The 23,726-nt window shown below is 36.6% G+C and carries 16 protein-coding genes; 3 read left to right on the top strand and 13 right to left on the bottom strand.

The features are described 5' to 3' along the window. Window positions 1-12: 12 nt before the first annotated feature. Window positions 13-981 carry a 23S rRNA pseudouridine(955/2504/2580) synthase RluC gene (gene rluC, locus B6A32_RS17715; RefSeq protein ID WP_085306280.1) on the bottom strand — a complete coding sequence of 323 codons (969 nt, stop codon included), beginning with the start codon at window positions 979-981 and terminating at the stop codon, window positions 13-15. Window positions 982-1,616: 635 nt separating this feature from the next. Here rluC and rne point away from each other — a divergent pair. Continuing rightward, complete coding sequence (gene rne / locus B6A32_RS17710) at window positions 1,617-4,691, top strand: ribonuclease E (RefSeq protein WP_085306248.1); 3,075 nt, start codon at window positions 1,617-1,619, stop codon at window positions 4,689-4,691. A gap of 215 nt (window positions 4,692-4,906) precedes the next feature. Here rne and B6A32_RS17705 read toward each other — a convergent pair whose 3' ends face one another. Further along, window positions 4,907-5,389, bottom strand: coding sequence for a low molecular weight protein-tyrosine-phosphatase (locus B6A32_RS17705; RefSeq protein WP_408607681.1), 483 nt, complete (start codon window positions 5,387-5,389; stop codon window positions 4,907-4,909). A 298-nt stretch (window positions 5,390-5,687) separates the two neighbouring features. Beyond that, the gene (locus B6A32_RS17700; protein WP_085306247.1) at window positions 5,688-6,338 is read right to left on the bottom strand and encodes a cupin domain-containing protein; all 651 of its coding nucleotides are present in this window, start codon (window positions 6,336-6,338) and stop codon (window positions 5,688-5,690) included. A gap of 409 nt (window positions 6,339-6,747) precedes the next feature. On the opposite strand from B6A32_RS17700, the gene B6A32_RS17695 reads away from it, so the two are divergent. Next, on the top strand, window positions 6,748-9,357 hold the full coding sequence (locus B6A32_RS17695; protein ID WP_143327929.1) for an EAL domain-containing protein: 2,610 nt from the start codon (window positions 6,748-6,750) through the stop codon (window positions 9,355-9,357). Window positions 9,358-9,379: 22 nt separating this feature from the next. Here B6A32_RS17695 and B6A32_RS17690 read toward each other — a convergent pair whose 3' ends face one another. The 9 genes from B6A32_RS17690 to B6A32_RS19370 all read right to left on the bottom strand — a co-directional run bounded on the left by B6A32_RS17690 (window position 9,380) and on the right by B6A32_RS19370 (window position 21,773). Then, window positions 9,380-10,279, bottom strand: coding sequence for an ABC transporter ATP-binding protein (locus B6A32_RS17690; RefSeq protein ID WP_085306245.1), 900 nt, complete (start codon window positions 10,277-10,279; stop codon window positions 9,380-9,382). Next, window positions 10,276-11,091 (bottom strand): hypothetical protein, encoded by an 816-nt coding sequence (locus B6A32_RS17685; protein ID WP_085306244.1) that lies wholly within the window; start codon window positions 11,089-11,091, stop codon window positions 10,276-10,278. The genes B6A32_RS17690 and B6A32_RS17685 overlap by 4 nt, the downstream gene beginning before the upstream one ends. 120 nt (window positions 11,092-11,211) lie before the next feature. After that, on the bottom strand, window positions 11,212-13,818 hold the full coding sequence (locus tag B6A32_RS17680) for a DUF748 domain-containing protein (RefSeq protein WP_085306243.1): 2,607 nt from the start codon (window positions 13,816-13,818) through the stop codon (window positions 11,212-11,214). Between the two features lie 144 nt (window positions 13,819-13,962). Beyond that, entirely contained in the window at window positions 13,963-14,634 is a 672-nt protein-coding gene (locus tag B6A32_RS17675) for a DUF2959 domain-containing protein (RefSeq protein WP_085306242.1), read from the bottom strand. Beyond that, the gene (locus tag B6A32_RS17670; RefSeq protein ID WP_085306241.1) at window positions 14,631-14,861 is read right to left on the bottom strand and encodes a hypothetical protein; all 231 of its coding nucleotides are present in this window, start codon (window positions 14,859-14,861) and stop codon (window positions 14,631-14,633) included. Before B6A32_RS17670 ends, B6A32_RS17675 begins: the two co-directional genes overlap by 4 nt. Window positions 14,862-15,048: 187 nt before the next feature. Beyond that, window positions 15,049-16,488 (bottom strand): alanine/glycine:cation symporter family protein, encoded by a 1,440-nt coding sequence (locus tag B6A32_RS17665; RefSeq protein ID WP_085306240.1) that lies wholly within the window; start codon window positions 16,486-16,488, stop codon window positions 15,049-15,051. A gap of 251 nt (window positions 16,489-16,739) precedes the next feature. Continuing rightward, complete coding sequence (locus B6A32_RS17660) at window positions 16,740-19,388, bottom strand: glycoside hydrolase family 31 protein (protein WP_233131465.1); 2,649 nt, start codon at window positions 19,386-19,388, stop codon at window positions 16,740-16,742. Next, window positions 19,388-21,343, bottom strand: a complete 1,956-nt coding sequence (locus tag B6A32_RS17655) for an alpha-amylase family glycosyl hydrolase (protein WP_085306239.1) — start codon at window positions 21,341-21,343, stop codon at window positions 19,388-19,390. Before B6A32_RS17655 ends, B6A32_RS17660 begins: the two co-directional genes overlap by 1 nt. Before the next feature lie 280 nt (window positions 21,344-21,623). Next, window positions 21,624-21,773 (bottom strand): hypothetical protein, encoded by a 150-nt coding sequence (locus tag B6A32_RS19370; protein ID WP_198946950.1) that lies wholly within the window; start codon window positions 21,771-21,773, stop codon window positions 21,624-21,626. Between the two features lie 399 nt (window positions 21,774-22,172). Here B6A32_RS19370 and B6A32_RS17650 point away from each other — a divergent pair, with 399 nt between their 5' ends. Next, complete coding sequence (locus B6A32_RS17650; RefSeq protein ID WP_085306238.1) at window positions 22,173-22,688, top strand: NUDIX hydrolase; 516 nt, start codon at window positions 22,173-22,175, stop codon at window positions 22,686-22,688. 386 nt (window positions 22,689-23,074) lie between these two features. Here the strand turns inward: B6A32_RS17650 and efpL are convergent, their stop codons facing one another. Beyond that, window positions 23,075-23,647 carry an elongation factor P-like protein EfpL gene (gene efpL, locus B6A32_RS17645; RefSeq protein ID WP_085306237.1) on the bottom strand — a complete coding sequence of 191 codons (573 nt, stop codon included), beginning with the start codon at window positions 23,645-23,647 and terminating at the stop codon, window positions 23,075-23,077. Between the last annotated feature and the right edge of the window lie 79 nt (window positions 23,648-23,726).

Here is a 23,726-nt window from a genome sequence, read left to right as displayed (position 1 = left end):
AATTAAACACGCTTACGTTGAGTGGACATCTGCTTTAGTTAATTTTTTTAATAATTTTTCCAATGATGGCTCTAAAGGCGCTTCCACTTTTATTCGTTCATTACTCAATGGATGAGTAAATTCAATACTAGCCGCATGTAAGAATAAACGTTTTAAACCAAGGCTTTTCATTTCTACATCAAAATCCTCATGACCATACTTTGCATCACAGGCAATAGAATGCCCTTTAGTTTGACAATGAACACGAATTTGATGTGTACGCCCTGTTACAGGGAAAGCTCTTACAAGCGTGGCATTTTTGTAATGCTGAAGAACTTTAAAGCGGGTTTCAGACTCTTTACCGTTGATGTTGTCTACAACAACAACTCGTTCGCCTGATTTTAAGTCATTTTTCTTTAAGCTTTCAGTAACACGGGTTAATTTAGTTGACCAGCGACCTTTAACTAAGGCGTGATAGAACTTTTGTACCGTTTTATTTCTCAATTGTTCATGTAAATGTCGTAATGCTGAACGCTTCTTTGCTACAACTAAACAACCAGAAGTATCTCTATCCAGTCGATGTACAAGTTCAAGCATACGCGCATCAGGTCGTAATGCTCTTAAAGCTTCAATTAAACCAAAACTTAAACCACTGCCACCATGAACTGCCATACCTGAAGGTTTGTTAATTACAATTAAACGTTCATCTTCAAACAATATCTGTTTTTCTAAATTAGCCACAACATTTAGTTGCGTAGATACTGTATTGGTATTTTCAGAAACACGAATGGGTGCAACACGAATAATATCTTCATCAACAAGCTTATATTCAGGCTTAGTGCGCTTTTTGTTCACCCGTATTTCGCCTTTACGCAATAAACGATAAAGCATGCTCTTTGGCACACCTTTGAGGGTTTTTACTAAAAAGTTGTCAATGCGTTGACCGGCATCTTCGCTGTCTACAGTAATAAATCTAACTTGGGGTTTTGGGCTGTCTGTCATATCTGTTTTACTAAGAACCATAATGCTACGCAGTTTAACATGTTTTTTTCTAATTACAGGCAATTTAAACGAGGATTTTATTGCCTTATCTATAAATAAAGTGTGATAATAGGATGGTTACCGCTATATTTAAGCCGTAACAAGTAAAAAGGATGCTTTAAGCGAGACGTAAGAGGCAAATATGCGGCCACATTAGTGTTAGATAATGTTATAAAACTTCATTGTCGAGATACTAAAAGTAAGGCCTATTGTGAATTTGACGCGTGTAACTTGTCAATAACAACACATAAACATATTGTCCCGCGCAATAAAGCAATTATGTAATTAAACAGAAAAATAAGTCACATTTCCAATCGTTAAACATTAGAAAACACGATAAAAATATCGAACTAACATTAACGAGGCACTTTTTTCTGTTGCGCACAGCACACAGGCTGGGCACATAAAGAATCAATTTTACTGTGGTGTTTATCATCTCAGTTATTAAAACAATCAGAATTTTTAACAGCTTGCTGCGTAATATGGCGTAGTAAGATTGACACCCGTGAGGCTGACAAGTTGCTGTTACCATAGCGATAGATGACTTTGTGTTCTAAGCAATGGTGTGTTGTGACTAAAAATGAGTCACACAAACTATGAAACGTATGTTAATTAATGCTACACAATCTGAAGAATTGCGTGTAGCACTTGTCGATGGTCAACAACTTTACGATTTAGATATCGAAAGTCCTGGTCACGAACAAAAAAAATCAAATATTTATAAAGCTAAAATCACCCGTATAGAACCTTCTTTAGAAGCTGCGTTTGTTGATTACGGTGCAGACCGCCACGGTTTCTTACCAATGAAAGAAATCGCTCGTGAATACTTCCCTAAAGGATACAGCTTTCAAGGCCGTCCTAATATCAAAGAAGTACTACGTGAAGGCCAAGAAGTTATTGTACAAATTGATAAAGAAGAGCGTGGCCAAAAAGGCGCAGCGTTAACGACCTTTATCAGCCTTGCCGGTAGCTATTTGGTACTTATGCCAAATAACCCTCGTGCTGGTGGTATTTCTCGCCGTATCGAAGGTGATGAACGTACCGACCTTAAAGCATCATTAAGCAAACTTACACTTCCTAAAGGCATGGGCTTAATTGTTCGTACCGCTGGTGTGGGCAAAGAATATGAAGAGCTTGAATGGGATTTAAACGTTTTAACTCATCATTGGAATGCAATTTCAGAAGCAGCTGCTAGTCGCCCTGCGCCATTTTTAATTCATCAAGAAACTAACGTTATTTTACGTGCTATTCGCGATTATTTACGTCGTGATATTGGTGAAGTCTTGATTGATCGCCCGAAAATCTTTGAAAGCGTTAAAAAGCATATTGAAATTGTTCGTCCTGACTTTTTAAGTAAAGTTAAACTGTATAACAATGACGTACCGCTATTTACTCATTACCAAATAGAAACACAAATAGAAACAGCCTTTCAACGTGAAGTGCGCCTACCTTCTGGTGGTTCAATTGTTATTGACCCTACAGAAGCGTTAACCTCTATTGATATTAACTCTGCCCGTGCAACGAAAGGTGGAGATATAGAAGAAACAGCATTTAATACCAACTTAGAAGCCGCAGAAGAAATTGCTCGCCAATTACGCTTGCGCGATTTAGGTGGTTTAGTGGTTATCGATTTTATCGATATGACACCAGTTCGTCATCAACGTGAAGTTGAAAATAGAATGCGTGATGCGGTTAAACAAGACAGAGCACGTATCCAATTGGGTCGTATTTCTCGCTTTGGTTTACTTGAAATGTCACGCCAACGCCTTCGTCCTTCTATTGGTGAAACTAGCCAAGGTGTATGTCCTCGCTGTAACGGTACAGGTCATGTTCGTGGTGTAGAGTCTTTAGCATTATCCGTGTTACGTTTAATGGAAGAAGAAGCCATTAAAGACAATACACAACAAGTACAAGCGCAAGTTCCTGTACCTGTTGCTACGTATTTATTAAATGAAAAACGTCGCTCGGTATTTCATGTTGAGAAACATCATAATGTGAAAATCTTGATCATTCCTAACCCAAATATGGTAACACCGCAATATGAAGTTATCCGGGTAAGAAAAGACGAAGGTATTGAAGAAGCTAGCTACGATATGGCAATTAAACAAGCCGTACCTGAAGAAGCCGTTATGCCTAAATTCAATAAAGAAGTCAGTAAACGCGACGAACCTTTATTACAAGGTATGTCATCGCCAAAGCAAGCGCCTCAAAAGCCAGAGCCAACACCTGTTGTTGAACAAAAAGCTCCTGAGAAAAGTTTGCTTAGCGCTGCTGTTGAATGGGTTAAATCTCTTTTCGCTAGTGAAGAAGAAGTTAAACCAGCGCCAAAAGCACCAGAAAAAAGCAACAATAAAAGAAATAATGAACGTCGTCCGCAACGTAGCCGCCAAGGTCAACGTAGAAACAATCGTAATGACAATCGCAACGACAAACGTAAAAATCAACCTGCAACTACTGAGAATACAGCAAAGAAAAATAGTAATGTAAACACTGCACCTGCTAAGCCTCAAAAAGAACGTGTTCAAAAGCCTAAAGAGGAAAAAGTTGCAGAACGTCGTCAACGTCGTAACAACCGCAAAAAGGTTCGTGTTGCTAGCAATGATAAAGTCAGTGCAACTACTGAGAGTGCAAAAGTTGAAGCTAAAATGGTTAAAACCAATACAGCCGAAACTAAGGTAAATGAAAATACTAAACTTGCAGAAAACACTGTTAATTCAACAGCTACTGAAACATCAGCAACTGTTAATAAAAACGCAGTAGAAGCAGCAACGAACACTAAAGATGAGCAACGCCCTAGAAGCAGACGCTCACCTCGCCATATGCGTGCTCACGGACAACGTCGCAGACAAAACGCCGAAGCTAAAGATGGCAGTGAGATTTCTGAAGATCCAGTTACTGCACGTTACCCTGAGCAAGAAGTCGCATCAGCTAACAATTCTGCAACTAGTAAAGCTGACGTTAACAGTAATCAAGATGTTACTGAATCTGCACCAACAGTTGAACAAGTCCAAAAAGTTCAAGCTGATGCACTAACTGACGTTATTAATGACCCTAAAAATGAAGTTCAACAAAACTTACCTTTTGACGAACCTAATATTGCAGAAGCTAAAGTCGAGGAAGCGAAAGCTGAAGAGACTAAAGCTGAAGAGACTAAAGCTGAAGCAGCTACAGTAAAAGCAGTAACACCTGCAGAAGAAGTTACTACTTCAGCAGAAACAGTTATTTCTGAAGAAAATCTATCAGTTACTAGTGAAACTAAAGCTCAAGCAACTGTTACAGATAATAATACAGTAGACACTACAACCGAAGCGGTAGCTGAACAACCAACGACTGTAGAAGTAAGCTCTGATGAAACTAAAGTTGAAGATTCAGCAAAAGTAGAACCTGAGGTTGTTGTTGAGAAACCTGCGACTGTTGATGAGAAGCCGAAAAAAATACGTGCTAAAGTTAAAAATATTAAACGCCAAGTTAAGGCTTCAGCAAATAAACCTGCCGGTAAGGCTTCAGCACCTATGACAAAGCCTGAAACCGTAACTTCTAGTGGCGTTATTCCGCGTGACTTTGTTGCTGCAGAAAATAGAACAAGCCATGTAACATCAGGTAAAACGGCGCTTGTTGCTAATGTTTCTAGCAGAAACTCAGCTGGCCCAACTAAGCCAACACTCGTTTAATCGCTTAGTTATTCAAACCTTAACTCTTTAAGGAATCCCTTGAAGAGTTAAAATATAAAAAGCCAATTGCATAACGCAATTGGCTTTTTTTTTACATATTTTTCTCTTGAATAAAATAGGTTAGTTATTAAAACTTAAACTAAACTTAACGCATTAAATATAATATTAAGTAGGCTGTACTGTAAATTATTTACAAACTACCAAATATCAAAAATTTATGCTGTTTTAAGACGCTTAACTAAACCTTCACTAGCATCTTCTACTAAATCTAATACATATTGAAAACCTTTTGCGCCGCCATAATAGGGATCAGGCACTTCTGTATCATCAAAGTTTTCAGCATAGTCCAAAAACAACTGCATTTTATATTGCAGATCTTGCGGTGCTACCTTCATTAAATCTTGAATATTTTTCTCATCCATAGCCAAGATCAAATCGAACTTTGCAAAGTCTTCGCTCGTGACTTTACGTGCTTTAATTTTATCAAAAGAATACCCTCGAGCAATTCCGGCCTTTTGAGCGCGATGATCTGGCTTTTCACGCGCATGCGAACCAACAGTACCGGCAGAATCAATAACAAGTGAAAGGTCTTGAGCTTTTTGACGAAATACCGCCTCTGCACTGGGCGACCTACAAATATTACCCATGCAGACGAAGAGAACAGATTTAACGCTTTTTAAATCAGCTTGATTGATCACAGAAAAACACCTATTTTTATTTTAAAGTTTCGGTTTATAAAAGAGTCATAACACATGAAACTTATTGTATTAGTTAAATTATAATTAACTGACCTAGAGAAGTAATACAACTCATCCTAATTTATTAATCAGGACTCCATCTCGAACACTGCTGTAACATAATTTAATCATAAAACTAGCAAGTGTTAAATTCAAATATATAACGGCAAAAACGTACACGCAATAACTGTCTTTAATAATATCGTTAACACTCTCTTTCAGATGTCGTAACCGTTATTCAGGTAATAATTAATCTTAATTAATTGCCCAAGTGCCCTGTTTTAATCCAGAGCAAGGTATCTTGCTTTACATAGGCTTGATGAATACTTGAATGTGGACTTCTGATCCAAGTACCCGCAGGGTAATGCCCTAATTCATCAATAAGCTCGCCACTAATGATATAAATTTCCTCGCCAATATAATCATCATGTGAAACATATTTTTCTCCGGCCGGCAAAAAAATTAAAGCAACTTTTTCGTTTTCAAACGTATGCAAAGGTTTAATCTTTAAATTACCGCAGCCTGGCAACCATGCTTGCTGGGTTGTATCAATACAAATGCGCTGACTCTCTTTAGGTGACATTTGATGTAACTTAACCAACAGTTCACAACCATTGATGCTAAATGGCGCGTGTTCAAATCCTTTCGGGTTACGAAAATAACTGCCTGCTGGGTAATCCCCTGTTTCATCAGAAAATACGCCTGAAAGCACGAAAATTTCTTCGCCTAAAGGGTGACCATGTGAATTAAATTTTGCGCCCGCCTCATACTTAACAATACTGGTTGCATGGCCACTTTCTCGATTTTCACGCGCAAGGGGTTTTCTTAACACGCCTGCCGATGGGCTTTTCTCCCATAATTTTTTTGATGTATCGATAACAACACGTTGTTTGAAATCCATATTAAACATAGTAATTATTCTCGCTTAGTATTTAAGTACTTGCTGATATAAAGCCGATAGAGCTTAAAGCTAAATGAACAATAATATTGTGAAAACATAAAACATGATTTAGTTTCAAGTTAATACGTGATGATATTAAAATTATGATCCGAATCGGCTATTTCTGCTACATTATTATTGATGTATATATCTTGATAAAAATTAAAAGGTCGGCAAACTTTCAGTAACTTTTAAAGTTTTTATTTTAGTGATTACTTAAGTATTATAGCTATTTAATTATTTACTCAGTATAAACTAAAGAAGAAGCTATATATAATTGCCTAAACGATTTAAGACACTTTTATACGCTGAACTCGAAAAATGCCTAAAACTGTAGAGATACCCCTGACTATTATTCACTTATAAGAGTATTTAATTTTTGATATTTTCCCAATTAAGTAAAAGAATTTCTACTGCGGTAATTGCCCTAGTTTTACTGGTAATGACCTTTAGCTTTGCAAGTTTAATTCACGATATTGATAAAAAAAATATTAATGGCCTCAATAGTCCTTTTACTATCAACACCAGTTACTACATTGATAAAAGTAATAATGCTGACATTAATTCAGTAATAAGCAATACAGAATTTATCGAAAGTAACTTGAGCAGTATTCCTTATGAGCTTGCACAACAAACATACTGGATTAAAATTTCCCTTCATTATCCTATTGGTACGCCAACGTTAACCGCAAAGCAGCAAACAGAAAAACATCAAGAACGAGAGCATGAACAACTTGTATTAATGGCTGAACATAGCATGTTAGAAACTTTTGTTGTTTATGAGTTAGGCCCACTTAATGCGCCGAAAGAGCTCTATTTCAAATCATCAAGTGATCAAAGAACTAGCCAATATGTATACCCTTCTGTAAATCTGCAGCTTAATCACTTTGGATATAGCGAATACTTAATAAAACTAAAAAGCTCGGGGCCACCTAATATACCCTTACAATTATTTAAACCCGATGATTTTGAGCAAAGACTGCTTTTATCTCAGCTAGTTTATGGTGCATTTATTGGCATATTGCTCATTATTGCTATTTATAATTTAGTGTTATTTTTTGCTGGCAAAGATAAAGTTTATTTATTGTATATCGGTTATTTAATATCAGCTTTTGCCGTACTTTCATCCTTAACTGGCTTCGGTTACTTTCTGTTTTCAAAGCAGATAATGCATTTCCTTAATCAATACCTGATCTTTAACGACTTTATATTAATTATATTTCTCCTACTCTTTACGCTTTATTTTTTACGGTACGACAAATTAAATCACTGGACCTTTAAAGCATCGATTGGCTTTGCCGCTATTGTTAGCGTAATTGGTTTATATTCATTATCACTTGATGAATTAACACAAACTAAACTGTTTTTTTCATTACAGCCGCTTTTCTACATTGTGGCGCTTTTTTTGATTTTTAATCGTTTAAAAGAAGATTTTTCTTGGGCGCGTTTTTACTTTTTGTCTTGGTTACCTTTATTAGTTGGCGCGGTTATTCAACCCATGGTGTTGCTAAACCAGCTTGAATATAGTTTTTTAACTGGCCATGCATTTCTTTTTGCTATTATGATTGAAGTTACTTTTATGGCTTTTGCATTAGCAGAACGTATTCGTCGCAGCGAGCAAGAAAAATTAACCATCATTGCTTATCATCAAAGTAATCATTTACCCAGACAAACAAACCTAGAGCATAAAATTAATCAACTTTTAACAGAAAACGTTCAAGACTTTACTGTTATTGTGATAAAGCCTGAACAATTTCAACGTATTGAACTTTATATAGATGACCAAACTAAAGTTAAGTTTATTCAACACTTAAATCAAAAGCTCTCCTCTTTGTTTCGTTTCAATGACGCTGTACTGCATGTTACCGACCAGTTTGAAAAGCTGTGTTACTTAGAAAACTGTAGTTTAGCCATGGTGGTTAACAATAAAGAAAACGATCAACATATAAACCTCTTCATACGATCTATACAACAAGCAGTTCAAGATGTTTACTTAATAAAAAACCTTAAGCTTCCTTTGTCAGCATCCGTTGGTTTAGCTACGTTTTCTAAACATGGTAGTACAAGTGCTAGTTTAATCAGTAATGCCTCAATTGCTGCTAGTAATGCAGAAATTAGCCAAAGCAAATGGGCATATTATGCTGAAAAAGACAGTAAAAATAGCCCGTCTTCAATAGAGCTTGCCATTGATTTAGAACGCGCTATTGCTAATAAAGGTTTTGAATTATTTCATCAGCCGCAGATCGACTTAAAAACCAATAAAGTTTGTAGCAGTGAATGTTTAATACGATGGAATCACCCCGTATTAGGGGCTATTCTCCCTGATACCTTTATTGCTATTGCTGAAGATTTTGGTTTAATGCCTTCGTTAACATTATGGGTCGTCGAAACCGCACTAACTCAACAAGCTGAGTTAACAGAACATACGGGGTTAAACCATATGGTATCAATTAATATCAGTGGTAAAGATCTTATTCAAATTAACTTTATTGATGATATTACAAATATAATCGAACGGTGTGATATAAAAGCTGAAAAAATTATTTTCGAATTAACTGAGTCGATATCATTTGCACAAAATAGTATTGCCATCAATACAATAGAAAAACTTATTGAACTCGGCATTACCATTAGTATTGATGATTTTGGTACAGGTTATTCATCGCTATCCCAAATTAATCAACTCCCCTTTCAAGAGCTTAAAATAGACCGAGAGTTTGTTGAAGACGTTTGCAGCGATATAAAACGTAAAGTTATTGCAGAAACCGCAGTAAAAATGGCAAAAGGTTTGGGGTTAGAGGTAGTTGCAGAAGGCATAAACAGTGCCCAAGATGAAGAAGCACTGAGAGGTTTTGGCTGCGATATTGGTCAAGGCTATTATTACGCTAAACCTATGCCTCATGAGCAGTACCTTGACTGGCTAAGCAAGCTTACAAACGGACAAATACCAGCCAGTTTAGAAGGTGAATATATTCCTGCAGAAAAATAGCTATAAGGCGAATTTATGAAGCTTAAAACAATTGGTTCTCTAGGGTTTTACCATTAATAATATGGCTATAGAGCCAATTGTTTTTGATGAGAATTTTCAACAGATCAATTTCTACATTATTGGCACTTAATGCACTGTTAATTGTTAATAAATATTCTTTATCTTGAGTCATTTCTATCTTTTCGACACTCGGTATTATTGAAAGCTTTGGTATCAGATCTTGATATGCTTGTTTAACTCTTAAGGTAATGTAGCGCGTGTTAACATTGTTATCCTGGGTTTGGTGCTGCTTTAAATGCCCACTTTCTAAATATAATACCCGATCACACAAACGTTCCAGCTCATTAAGATCATGCGAGCTTAAGATAAAGTTAACGTTATCTGCATGTTCAGCTACAATGGCCCGAATTTCTTTCGCATTTGCAGGATCTAGGCCTGCAGTGGCTTCATCTAGCATAACAATTTCGGGGCTACCTAATAAAGCTTGTGCTATTGTTGCTCGTTTACGCATGCCATGCGATAACTCAGCTGGCAAACTTTTAGTCGCATCTTGTAATCCCACCATATCTAAAACGCGTAATGTATCAATTTTAGCTTGCTTTGAGCTCATACCCTGTAAACGCGCATAGAAATTCAATTGCATCGCAATAGAAAACCTAGGATCTAACTGAGCATCTTGAGGCAGCGCTGATAAACGTCCAAATAAAGCAGAGTTACCTGGTGAATGCCCTAAAATATTAATGTTGCCTGATGTCGGCTGAATGTAACCACACAACAGACTAAACAAGGTGGTTTTTCCTGCGCCATTTGGCCCTACTAAAGCAACAGGTGCGCCGCTTTCTAGCGAAAATTCAACATTATTAAGTGCCGTATTATTGCCATATTTTTTTGTTACTTGCTGAACATCGATAATTAAACTCATAATGAAGCTCGTTTCATAATTAAATGGCTACTAATGAGTAACACAACTGTTTGTACTAAGGGTAATATGTACTGATTGGCAAAGTCACTACTTTGCGCCAAAACATGACTTATTTGGCCACCTGGAAATATTAAATTCAAGTAAAATGTTTGACCGAATTGATACTCAATGAGCACAATCAACAATGGTCCTAAAGCAAAAAATAAAGTAGCAAAAACAATGGCAAGTCGTGCTGATGATACTAAAGTGTTGAGTAAAGTCATGAGTGCAATAAAGGGTAATACTACAATAATTAATTGTATTGATAACTTAATACCAAGCACAACGCTTTCACTCAGCAGCGTAATATCTCGTAAACTTGCTAATAACGTTGTGGCAGCAGCCGTTAACAATATTAATATCGACATAATTAATAGTTGCCCAAAAAATCGGCCAATAATCAGCTCAGCACGTGTGGTACGCAATGTAATAAATCTTAATGTGCCGCGATGTTTGTCTGAACAAAATTGGTCGCTGCAGACCAACAAGGCAAAACTTGGAAAAAAGTATATCGCCACTAACCAATAAATGGTGTATTCAGCAACCGGCCATGCTAATAAAGCAGACAGCCCTAGCGCACCAAATAATTGCTTTGCCATACTTTCAAATGAATGCGAGGTAACAATCGATGAAGCTGAACCCACAAAATAGTAAAGAATAATAAACCAGATAGCTGAAAAAGCTAATAACGCCAGTAAGCCGCGTTTAGTTTTAAATAAACGAACTATTTCAAAGGTAATAATATTAAAGAGTCTAGAAAGGTTAAAGTTCAATCGGCACCACTATTTTATAGGTTTAGTAAGTTAATAATGTCTTAAGCAATTAAGCGCAGTAAAGGGTTAGTGAAAGTACCAACCCTATGCGCTTTACAAAATAACAATATAGCGAGTAAGTTAAATAACAAACTTAATACGTGGTTTTGCCCCTTTTGAGGTATCTATTTGTGGTTTACAAAATAAAAGCCTCGCTGATGGCACATTAAGCTTCTCCACTAAATGAGCCTTAAACAAATTAACACGTTGTTGTGATATTTTACTTAATAGCGCAATGTTTTCAGGTAAATGGGCTTGTGATGCATCTGTTAACGATAAATCACTCGCCGTTGCTACCGCACAAAGCTTAACATTGATGTTATCTCTATCAGCCAACATCACTGACATTTGTCGGCTAAAATCAAGTTGCTCTTCATTTAATTCAATGGCGGTTGCAGGATAAATTAAATCATTAATTCTGAGTTTAAGCGCAAACTCGCCAGCAGCCATGGCCACTTTCATAACACTGGCATAAGGCACAAAGGTGGTAATTAGGTAGTCTTTGGCGGCCGACATCGTTGCTTGCTTAACCAATAAGGTTAATAAGCCTGACAAACCAAAAGATGGTGAGCTCGTATCACCTTTAAGTGGTAAAGACAGTTCAACATTACCATCTGAATCTTTTAACATCCCTAAAGCAACATTAAATGGCACACTTAAGCCATCAGTTATTGCACCTCTTTCATTATCATCAGCAGCTGTAAACTCTACACCTCGCAGTAAAACATCAACATCGCCATTAATTTTATTTCCCGTTAAACCAGCGTCGATAGTAAGATCGAGTTGACCACTGTCAATTTCGTATTTTAATGCTTGTTTAATATAAGTAGAAATACCTGGTAGGCTCAGCTCTTTAACTTTTGCGTTTAAATTAAATTTTTGCTCTTCAGCAAAAGGCATACCGCGGCCTTTTATATCAAAGCTAGCATAAGTATCACTTTTACCTTTAATATCTAGCACTACTTCTTGCTCTGGCTTGCCGGTATCAACATCTGACAGTAATAAATGAGTAATATTGACATTGCGTTCGTAATTTGGCGTAACGCTAGTGTCTTTAAAATCTATTTGAGCATCATCAGCTAAAGTAAATTTGCCTAACTTAAATACTTGTTTAACGTTTGTAGCTTCCGGCTTTACTACAGAAGTTTCTTTATTAGCTACTTCGACACTATCGTCTACAACGCTATTATCAATAGATTTATTATCTGTTTTTTCATTGCTACTTGGACTAGCTAGCGCAACAAGCGTCGCTATTTGTTTGTCTTTATCGAGTAGAACATTAGCCGCTAGTCCAGACAAACTTACATCGTTAATAGCGATAAGCTCCGGGCTATAGTCAATATTATTGATTGATAGACCATTAAATGATGCTAAAGATGGCATATTCTGTTGATGTTTTTTCGAAAATTCACTTGCGGCAACATCTACGCTTTCAACTTTTACTTTTGCTTTGTTTTCTTGAAAGTTCAAAGCAATATTATTAATTGATACCTGGTTTATATCAGCTAATAAGGCTTCATTTTCAATAGTATTGGCCTTAATATCGTCGATTACTACATTAATCAAGGCATCAATGCTTATTGCCTTATTGGCTGGCATTATAAACGCTAAGTTATGCGTTTGAACCTTTTGGCTTTCAATCGACATGGTAATATTGTTTTGATTAATATTAAGCTGTTCTATAGTTATCAGCGCATCTTGCATATTAACGGCTGTTTGCTCTTTACTCATCGCGATAGCCAGTGGCGGGCTAAGCTCTACTTTACTATCAGCGCTCACATTTAATGCTTTAGGTAAGGTTTGAAGCGCTAAGGTTTGCTGTTTAATTGCAACGGCTAAGTTTTCTTGTTCTAAATGTAATTCGTCTACCGCTATTAACAGTTGTTCAACGTTAATCAATGTTTCTGCATCTTTAAGTAAAACTTTAAACTTACTGCTATGACTCGCCTTGCCTGTTAGCGCTAAAATTTCAGGCGGTAGAAATGCTTTAAGGGTATTTAATTCAATATCTTTTGCGTCAAGTTCAACACTGATAACACCTTGTTGTTGCAACAAACTTCCATCAATATCTAGCTTAATGGGTGAACCATTTAAATGGCTAAGCAAATTTAATTTAATATCTTGCTCATTTTGTGACAATAAAATGTTCTGTAATGAAAATGAGTCGAGTGCAATATTATGCTTGTGGGAAAAATACAATAATTCTATATTCGCATCAGACAAGTCAAAGTTCGGGACAATAATTTGATAAGGAAAGTTAGCCGTGCTCGACTCTTCTTTAGGCTCAGCTTGATCTGGTGCAGTTTCTTCGCCCATTAATTCAAATCCAGCAATATTGAGCGACGACTCGTTCATTGTCACCGGAATAAATATGCCATTAAGCGAAAATTCTGCGATATAAATTTTATCAAACAGTAGTTGATATAAATGTACCTCAGCGTTGAGACTTTGTAGCTTTAACCTCGTGTTATTTTCATCAGCTTTTACGGCTAAATCATTAATAGTTAAATGTGCAGTAAAGGGGTTATAGCGAATACTTGAGGTATCGGTTAGATACAAAGGCTTAGGCAAACCATAAGCATTAATCGCATACCTTATTATCGTTGGTGACAACAACCAAATCAGCGCATAAATAACAATAAGGCTGATCACTAAAACTTGAACTAGGCGTTTGATATAACGACCCATACTAAATTCCTATATTTAACAAATAATATCGTAGTAAAAAAATGTTGCGTTTAACCTTAATATCACAATGTTTACATGGTTCAAAAACAAAAAAAGACTATCGTAATATTAGTACGATAGTCTATATTAATGTACCCGAACAACTTATTCGGTTTTTAACAAATCTATAAACTGTTGTGATTGCTCTATAGCCTGACTCATTTCAGCAACTAAAGATTCAACATCACGTTTTATGGTTTTATATTCGCCTTGCAATGCTCCAATTGCTTGGGCATTTAAATTATGCTTAAGATATAAACTGTTATCTTTTAATGCCGATAAAACAGGAGACATTCTGTCTTTAGCTCGGTGCATAGACTTAATTAATCTTTGGTATGTACGCTCAGTTTCACGTAATTTTTGTTGGCTTTGTTGTTTCAAGCTATTGCTTGAGTATTGTTGAATTTCATCATTCCATTCATCAAATAAAGCATCCGCAACACTTTCTATTGCGTCTATACGAGAAGTTACTTCGTCAGCTGAAGCTTGACTTGCTAAGTACTGATCGTTAACCATTTCGTACTGCGTTGCTAAATCGCCACCATCGTAACTTATCAGTTGTGTTAATTGCTCTAAGGCAGATTTAAATTGCACTTGTGCATCTTCTTGTGATGTTTGTGCATCTTCAACTCTGTCGAGCATAATGTCTCGCTTATGTACGCCAACTTTTTCCATGGCAGAATAATAAGCTGACTGACAACCCGCTAATAGCACAAGTGAAACAACAAGAAATGAGAACTTTGAAAACACACTGTTTTGTCTTGTTAAGATACTCATAAATTATTTCCACTGCTAAATCTTGCGGCATCAATTATTGCCCATAAATGTGTAATTGCAGCGAAGGCAATCGGGAAAATTAACCACGAAAGACCCCAAAAAATACTCGCAAAAACAAAAAACAATAATGCTGGCAATATACGCCCTTGCACTAATTGTCCTAAGCCGGGAATAAAAAGACTGCAAATCGCGGCTAATACGTTACCGCCAGAACCTTGCTGTGCCATAAAAATCTCCTATTTGTAAAAATACTGTTCAATTTAACGAAAAGTATAGCATTAGATTAAATTGTAAGCTGCTGTTATTAGGTCTTAATATTGTAAAAAAATAAGACATTCTTTTTATTAAGTCGCTATTTACTTTCTAATATCTTTATAAATCGCTTTCGTATATTTAAGGTTAAAACTAAGCAAATTATTTTTGCCAAATACCGGGTTCAACTTTACCCTGTAGTTGAATATCCTCAGCTTTAAATGCCATGTCTTCGTCAGTTACATTAACAATTTTTCTTTTGTTATTATAGTCTTTGGTTAATGCGACTATCGTCGGTGTTAATTGCACAATTGCAATAACATTAACTAAAGTCATTAGCCCTAAAGCGACATCAGCCATACTCCATACTTGCTTCAAGCTAGCACTTGAGCCCCAAAGCACCATGGCTAAATACATGGTGGTATATAAAGTGCGGCCAATTTTGTTATCAAGCTTGAAAAAGTGTAGGTTACTTTCTGCATAGGCATAATTTGCCACAACCGATGTAAATGCGAACAAACTAATCGCCGCTGAAACAAAATACACGCCATTCTCACCTAAGTGATGAGTAATCGCACTTTGTGTGACGCGAATACCCTCCATTTCGCCGGTAAAGTTTATATCTGCCAGTAAAATAATAAACGCAGTACAAGTACAAAGCACCATAGTATCTAAAAACACCCCCAGCATTTGCACATAACCCTGTGTAACAGGATGGTTAGGTACTGGTCTAGCACTTGCGGCAGCATGCGGCACACTACCTGCACCCGCTTCATTAGAATATAAACCGCGCTGAATACCATTTTTAATGGCAGCACCTAGCATGCCCGCACCCGCTTCTTGTAAACCAAAAGCTGAGGTAATAATGTCGAAAAGCATCGCAGGCACAGCACTAATATTCATTAAAGTAATAACTATGGCGATTAAAATAAAAGCAATCCCCATAAAAGGAACAATTAACTCGGCAAAACGCGCAATACGTTTAAGCCCACCTAAAACAATAGCGCCGGCCAGTATGGTAATAACCATTCCTGAATATAAGCTCGGAATATCAAACGCATGATTTAAAGAGTCTGCAATTGTATTAGCCTGCATCGCACTGAAACTAAAGCCATAGCCCAAAAATAAACACAATGAAAACAGGATGGCTAACCAACGTTGATTTAGGCCCTTTTGAATATAATAAGCTGGCCCTCCTCGGTATTCTTTATGATCGTCACTTACTTTATAAAGTTGCCCTAAAACACTTTCAGCAAAGCCAGTTGCCATGCCCAATAAGGCAATTACCCACATCCAAAATATAGCGCCACTACCACCCAGTGATATAGCAACGGCAACTCCGGCCAAATTACCAGTACCTACTCGGGCCGACAAACCTATAAACAATGCTTGTAGCGAACTAATACCCGAATTACCGTTGGAATTGTCGTCTTTCTTTCCACTTTTTGTTATGACAGAAAACATATGACGAAAGTTGAGGATCTGGATTAACTTCAGCTTATAAGAAAACCAAAAGCCAGCGAATAACAATACATAAATAAGTACTTGCCCTTCACCCCATAAAACATTGTTAATACTCGATACAATTTGTTCGAAATTCATAAATACCGATCCTCATTACTTTTGCCACAGTACAAAAGAAATTTATTGGTTAATTTTTATATAAAAAGGGGAATATTTTATTAAGCTATAAACAGTATAATTAACAGCACACTAAATACAGTTATTTTTCAAATTATCACATTTTAAATAATCGAAAAACAATAGTGACACGGTATAGAAGAAAGACGCACGCAAAGTACGATAAAAGAAAAGTTGGGCATTCAACAAGGCGAACACCCAGAGTTTATTTATTAATTAATACTTATTGTTAAAGCTTTATCCCAAGTAGTTTTAATTTGTAGTTGTTGTGTAGTCTTGTCAAACCAAGCTACATTCACTTGATCAGCTAATTCTTGATGAGTTGCCACTAATTTTACCGTGTTGCCATTAGCACTGATCTTTGTCAAAGCATTTACGAAATAGTGAACCACCATATGCAACTCTCGAGTTTCGGGCATTCCAGAGAAACTACCCTCTTGTTGCAAGTTAAATAACATTGCTTTATTGCTTTGCGTCGCTTTGAAAGTCAATGTTTCAATACTACCATTACTCAAAGAATTCGGATCTTTACCATCGTCGTTATACATAACCGCTGTTGATGCTTTAATTGAAGTATCTGCGTAATAATGCAAGGTTAAGTTTTTAGTGTTGTAATCTTTAGTCGATTGCACAGCATCGACCATAGGAATAAATGCTCCTCCTCGCACTAATACCGCTGTTTGCTCTAAAGGTGTCGCTATCGATACCTTTGTACTCCCTTGATAGCGCTTATCGTTCCAAAAGTTAAACCACACACCTGCGGGTAAGTTTATATCAAGTTTACGTGTACCTTTATTAGTAACCGGCGTTACCAGTAAAGCATCACCATAAAAATAACTATTTTTTTCATCGATTAAACTTAGGTTATCTTCATCTTCAAAAAACATAGGTCGCATCATTGGCATGCCTGTTAAGCTGTTTTCAATGCTAAGGGAGTATATATAAGGCAATAGCTGATAACGTAACTTAACGTATTCACGTAAAATATCTTTCGTCTCAGTATCATGAAAAACAGGCTCTGGTTTGGCATTTTCTTGGGCATGAGGACGATAAATAGGTTGAAAAACCCCATACTGTAGCCAGCGAATATAAAGCTCTTTATCTATAGCACCATCGCCAGCAAAACCACCTAAATCTGAATGAATATAGCTTAAGCCAAACAGGCTCATTTGTAGGGCTAATTCTACTTGCGGTTTAAAGCCGCCCCAACTTCTATTTACATCACCTGTCCACGGCACCATGCCATAACGTTGTGAGCCAATAAAACCTGAGCGCATTAAAATAAATGGTCGTGTATCAGGTTGAAATTTTTGTAAGCGTTTAAAAACCATTTCAGCCCATTGATGACCATAAACATTATGCACTTCATCACCGGTAACGTTTTCACCATCTAAACGATGTAAGCCCTTAGCTGGATGAACTTCTGGCTCGCCTAAGTCGCCCCACCAACCAGCAACACCTTGTTCCGCAAGTTTTTGGTAATATTGCCAAAACCAGTTTTGACTTTTCTCGTCAAACACATCAACTAAACCTGTATTACCGAAATAAAAATCAAATTTCTCAGGCTGTCCTTCGTTATTTTTCATTAAAGCATTATTTTCTACCGCACTTTGCCATTGGCTTGAGGTAGTTAAAATAAAAGGCTCGGTGATCATAATGGTATTAACACCTTCGGCTTTAAAATCTTTGATCATGTCAATTGGCGTTGGAAATGCCTTTTTGTCCCAAGTTAAATTACCCATGTGGCCTTTAATATCAGGGCCGAACCAATATAAATCAAACACGATAGCATCAAGCGGAAAATCTTCATCATGATACTTTTGTACAACGCCACGAGCTTCTTTTTCAGTATGATAACCAAACCGGCTAGCAATATTTCCTAAGCTCCAACGCGGTGGTAAGGGTTGTTTGCCGCTAATATCAACTAAATTTTCGATCAAGTTAGGATAGCTGTCACCAGCAATAATTAAATATGACGTGCGACCACCAATGGCGCTAAATTGCAATATATCTGCTTCGTCATGTGCTATATCAAGCTCACCCTTTGTTGAGTTATCAAAAACAATAATATATTTATTACTCGACATAATTGCTGGCAAACCATAATACATTTGGTTCGACTCGGTTTCATAACCATAATGTGCACGGTTATATAAAGGCATTTTTTGTCCGCGACGATCCATACCCAACACTCGCTGACCACCACCTAATATTTTTTCCTGTGGCTGTAACTTAAAACGAAAACCAAGTGTAAAACCTGCTGCGAGCTCATCATTTTTATCTTCGTCTTCTACACTAGCACTCATATTTACATCTGAGGTAACCTCAGTCTTTACTTTAGAAATTGATTCGAGCGCTGAAGCAAGTGTTGAGCTAGAAGTAGAATCAGCAACGGGCTCTACTTTTACATTAGAAGCTATCACCTGTTGCTGCTTATTAAAAAAGCCAATTTCTTCAGCAGCAATATAATCACCATTAGCTTTTGTATAGTGAATGTTAAAAGGAGATTTATTGATAATTGCCACTAACGACTGGCTGCTTAGCGCTAACTGTTTAGCCGATTCAACCACCGTTAAATTTATCTTGTGTTCTGTATTTGCTACGCTAGATTTATCAATAGCAAAAGACGGTAATTGTTTAACACCCATTGGCTGATAAACCACCTCAAAAACAGACGACTTAAGCGCATTAATTTCAAGCGTAACGTCATCAGTTGTTATTTTTAAAGTATTTCCAACTAACTGATGATCAACATAATTGCGCGCTAAACTCTGCCAGCTGCAAAAAATCATGAGTAAAACTAAACAATAAGCAACCTTAGACGCTTGTGTTGGTTTACATACGAAAATATAGTTTTTCATTATGGGTTACCCGCCTGTAGTTGAAAAACAAACGAGCCAAGTGGTGCAATATTAATGTTAATTTCAGCGCTATTATCAAGGTTGACTTTTAATGTATTTTTATTGTCATAAAGTAAATCAACTAATGGGTATTCACCTTGAGGTAATTGCCACTGTTTTACTATATCGGCGGGTAAATGCAGCGTATATTGATACTTATTTCTTTCATCAAAATTACTAACAATAATCAACCGCTCTTGGCCTTGCCATCGTACAAAAGAAAATTGCTTATGATTGTAGTGAGTTAACAGCTGTCGGTTATGAGCATGTATGCTTTGGTAACTGCCTAGCATGGCACTGTTTTGTGCTGAAATGGTCATTAATCGCTGATAAAAATCCCTTAAACTCAGCTCACTTTCAGTTAATTTTCCGCCATCAAAAAGCCCGCCATTCATCCAACGTTGATGTGCAGGTACAGCAGCATAATCAAAAATACTCGTGCGACTTGGGTCGCCAAAACCTGTTTCTTCACTGCCGTCTTCACCAACTTCTTGACCAAAATATATCATGGTTGGTGAACGACTGATTAACGCAGAAGCCACCATGGCAGGTTTAGCTTTTTCAGCACTACCGGCAAAGCCTGAGCTGGCAATTCTTTGTTCGTCATGATTTTCTAAAAAGTGCAATAAATGTTGCTCTATATCACGGTATCTTTGCTGAATATTCGCTAAATCGTCAGTATTGCCATGACCTTGCATTATGTCTTTTAAGCGATCATAAAAATCTACTTTATCGTATAGATAATCCATTTTTCCGAGCTGAATATAGTCTCTATATTGTTTGGGGTTATAAACTTCAGCTAATATAAATGCATCTTGATTAGTCATTTTTATCGCAGAATTTAAATAACTCCAAAACTCTACCGGCACCATTTCAGCCATATCATAGCGAAAACCATCAACCCCTTTTGCTAACCAAAATTGTGTAATATCTCGAAATTTTACCCATGAATTAGGCACTTTTTTATTTTGCCAAAATTCACTATGCGCTTGCACGCTTTTAAATCGGTACGATTCTGGTAATTTTGCAAAGCTATAACTACCGTCAGGCTTAACACCATAATTAACTTTAACCGTTTCATACCAATCATTAATATTAGGTTGGGCAGCTCTTGAACCATTACCGGTCCATTTTGCGGGTGACTCTTCAAACTTGCCATCAGCCAAAGGATGATTTTCACCGCCAAGTGGCGCGTATCCGTTAGCAGAGGTTGGTACCTTAAAGTCTTGGCCAACCACATAATAGAAGTCATTACTTGCAGAATACTCAAGTGTTTTATCATCATCTTGACCAAAATCTCGAACGCCAGCAGGTTTACCTAAAGATTGATAGTCACGAGCAATATGGTTTGGCACAATATCAATAATCACTTTCATGCCGTGTTGATGAGTTCTAGCAATTAACGCTTCAAATTCTTGCATGCGTTGAGCCGGATTATCGGCCAAATCAGGATTCACACTATAATAATCTTTTACAGAATAAGGTGATCCCGCACGACCTTTCACTACATCGGGATCATCATTTTTAATACCAAAAGCAGTATAGTCACCAATCAAGGCATGGTGCGGCACGCCGGTGTACCAAATATGGCTAACACCTAACTCTTTTATTCCCAATAGTGCTGTATCAGTAAAATCACTAAATTTACCTACACCATTCTCAGCAATAGTCCCCCAAGGCTTATTTGTAGTATTTGTATTACCAAACAACCGAGTGAATACTTGATAAACAACAGGCTTTCCTTTTGAAACAGGTGTAATCACTGTCGTACTTGGTGTATTAACATTGACTTTATTTGCCCTGTTCGATTCTTCGCTATCAAAAGAGCAAGCCGCGAGCAGGCTAGTAAGTATTACACTTGAAGTTGTTATCTTTAAAGTTGATGCCGGTAACAATTTATATAACCAATGAGCCATTTCAAAATCCCAAACATTAAAGCTGCCGGTTTAAATTCAACATTAAAGTGTTGGCAGCAACATAGACAATATTTCGAGAGTACACATTAAATTGCCTGCTGACCAACTGCATACGAATTCATAAAGTAATTATTTTTTTCTTGCTCGTATCATTATTTGATCAATGTTAAGTGCTGATATTAAGCTTATAAAATAAAGTTTTAGATGCATTGCATAAAATTCCAGACAAAAAAAAAGCCAGTGTGATGTTTATCACACTGGCTTTTTCAAAATAATATATTTATTCGTAAGAGCGCTCTAACCAAGCAATTTGCATTTTTAGATCGTCAATTTCAGCGTTGGCGGCTATTAACTGTTGATCAATAGTTTTTGACATGCCATTAGCAGTCTCGCTAGGCTCTATTACATTTACTGTTTCTTCATGAGCCATAATGCTCTCCTCGATTACGTTGCAACACCTGTATTATTACATAAGAAGTTTCATTTTGCTTGTATTATTTCAAAATAAATTTCATAACGAAAGAAGTGCAAATAAATAAACGACAAAACGAAAGGTTAAATAACCCAAATGAAACAAATGTTTGATGAGGTTTATAGGTGTCGGTTACTTATAAGCCGATATGACGAACCCTACGATAACTTTCACATTGACTTTCACAATGACTTTCACAACAACTTTTTATATAACGTTTATGAAACTTTTATATTCGCGTTTAAAATTAATTTTTGTAATATCCCTGGTAACTATTTTATGCTCTGAACTAAGCAACAATTGATTTAAGCATCAACAGTCCCCATAAAAGTAAAACAATTTTCAGTACAAATTCTTATGCGCTTATTAAAATCAACTAAAGTTACAAATTTACACTCCAATATTGCTAATAGCTTCACTCGCAAAGCAACGCGTGCAATTGTGCTAAATGGTGAAAGTATCCTATTACTTTATACTCAGCGATATCACGACTACAGTTTACCCGGCGGAGGTATTGATGAAGGCGAAGACAATATTACGGGATTAATTCGTGAACTACGTGAAGAAACCGGCGCGCAAAATGTTACCAATATAAAAGCATTTGGCTGTTATGAGGAGTACCGCAATTGGTATAAAGCAGATTATGACGTTATGCACATGCTTTCTTATTGTTATACCTGCGACATAGATCAAGAGCTTTTGACACCCGAATTTGAAGCTCATGAATTACAAAATGGTATGCAACCGTTATGGATGAATATTCATAAAGCTATTGAGCATAATGAGTTGGTGATAAAAAGTAGTGACAAAAAAGGCTTGTCAATTGAGCGAGAAACTTATTTATTAAAACGTATTGTTGCAGAGTTACTTTAATTCAAAACTATGTAAACTATCTAAGCTAAGTTAAGTTAAAACTAGTTTACACAGTATTAAAATGTTTAAATTTGAAAATACATTAACCCCCCTGCTAGCTAACGAGTTATGTAGGCAATATTAAGTCTCTATTAAAGCGTTAATGACTATGCATTCTCTTTATGTTCAAACCCTGAAGCAAATTTAAAAATCTACCACTAAAGCTTTAAATTGCCCTACTTTGTTTTATATAGACCTAAAAAAACCAGTTAACGAATTAACTGGTTTTATATTCTACAAAGCCACTTATTTTAGGAAGGTGAGCTTAGCCAGAGTGAGCAAAAATACTTAAGCTAAAACATTTAAAATCTCGTATGACCTAAAAAATAATTTACCAAACTAAAAGCTTATTTATCAGCGCGGCCCATAAACTTGCGTTCTTCGGTATTCACTTTAATCTTATCACCTGTAGAAATGTGCTCAGGTACTTGTACTGTTAAACCAGTAGATAAAATAGCAGGCTTAGTTCTAGCTGTAGCTGAACCACCCTTAATTGACGGGTCTGTTTCGCTAATAACCAACTCAACACTTGAAGGTAAATCAATTGCTACCGGTACACCATCAACAATAATTACTTGTAAACCTTGAGTTTCTTCATTAATGAATAAAACTTCTTCAGCAATTGTCGATTGATTTAAGTTGTAAGGTGTATAGTCTTCGGTATCCATGAAAACATACTCTTCGCCATCAACATAAGAAAACATTGCCGCACGACGAGTTAAATCAGCAAAGCTAAGCATATCTTCAGCTTTAAATGTTTCATCAACTTTGCCGCCAGTAACAACATCGTACATGCGCATTCTGTATAAGCTACCACCTGCGCGACCTTGCGGTACTGAACGCTCAATATCTCTAACAATCATTACTTTACCGTTATACTCGATCGCGGCATTCTTTTTTATATCACTAGCTTTTGGCATTAAAACCATCCTCATTTAATTTATGCAGGAAAAATAACATGAATAACTTATTATGCAAGATAATATCGGCTAATTTCAC

It is taken from the genome of Colwellia polaris (assembly GCF_002104515.1).
GTDB lineage: Bacteria > Pseudomonadota > Gammaproteobacteria > Enterobacterales > Alteromonadaceae > Cognaticolwellia > Cognaticolwellia polaris.
Note: the sequence above shows the minus strand (reverse complement) of the source record. Positions and strands in the feature narration are given on the sequence as shown.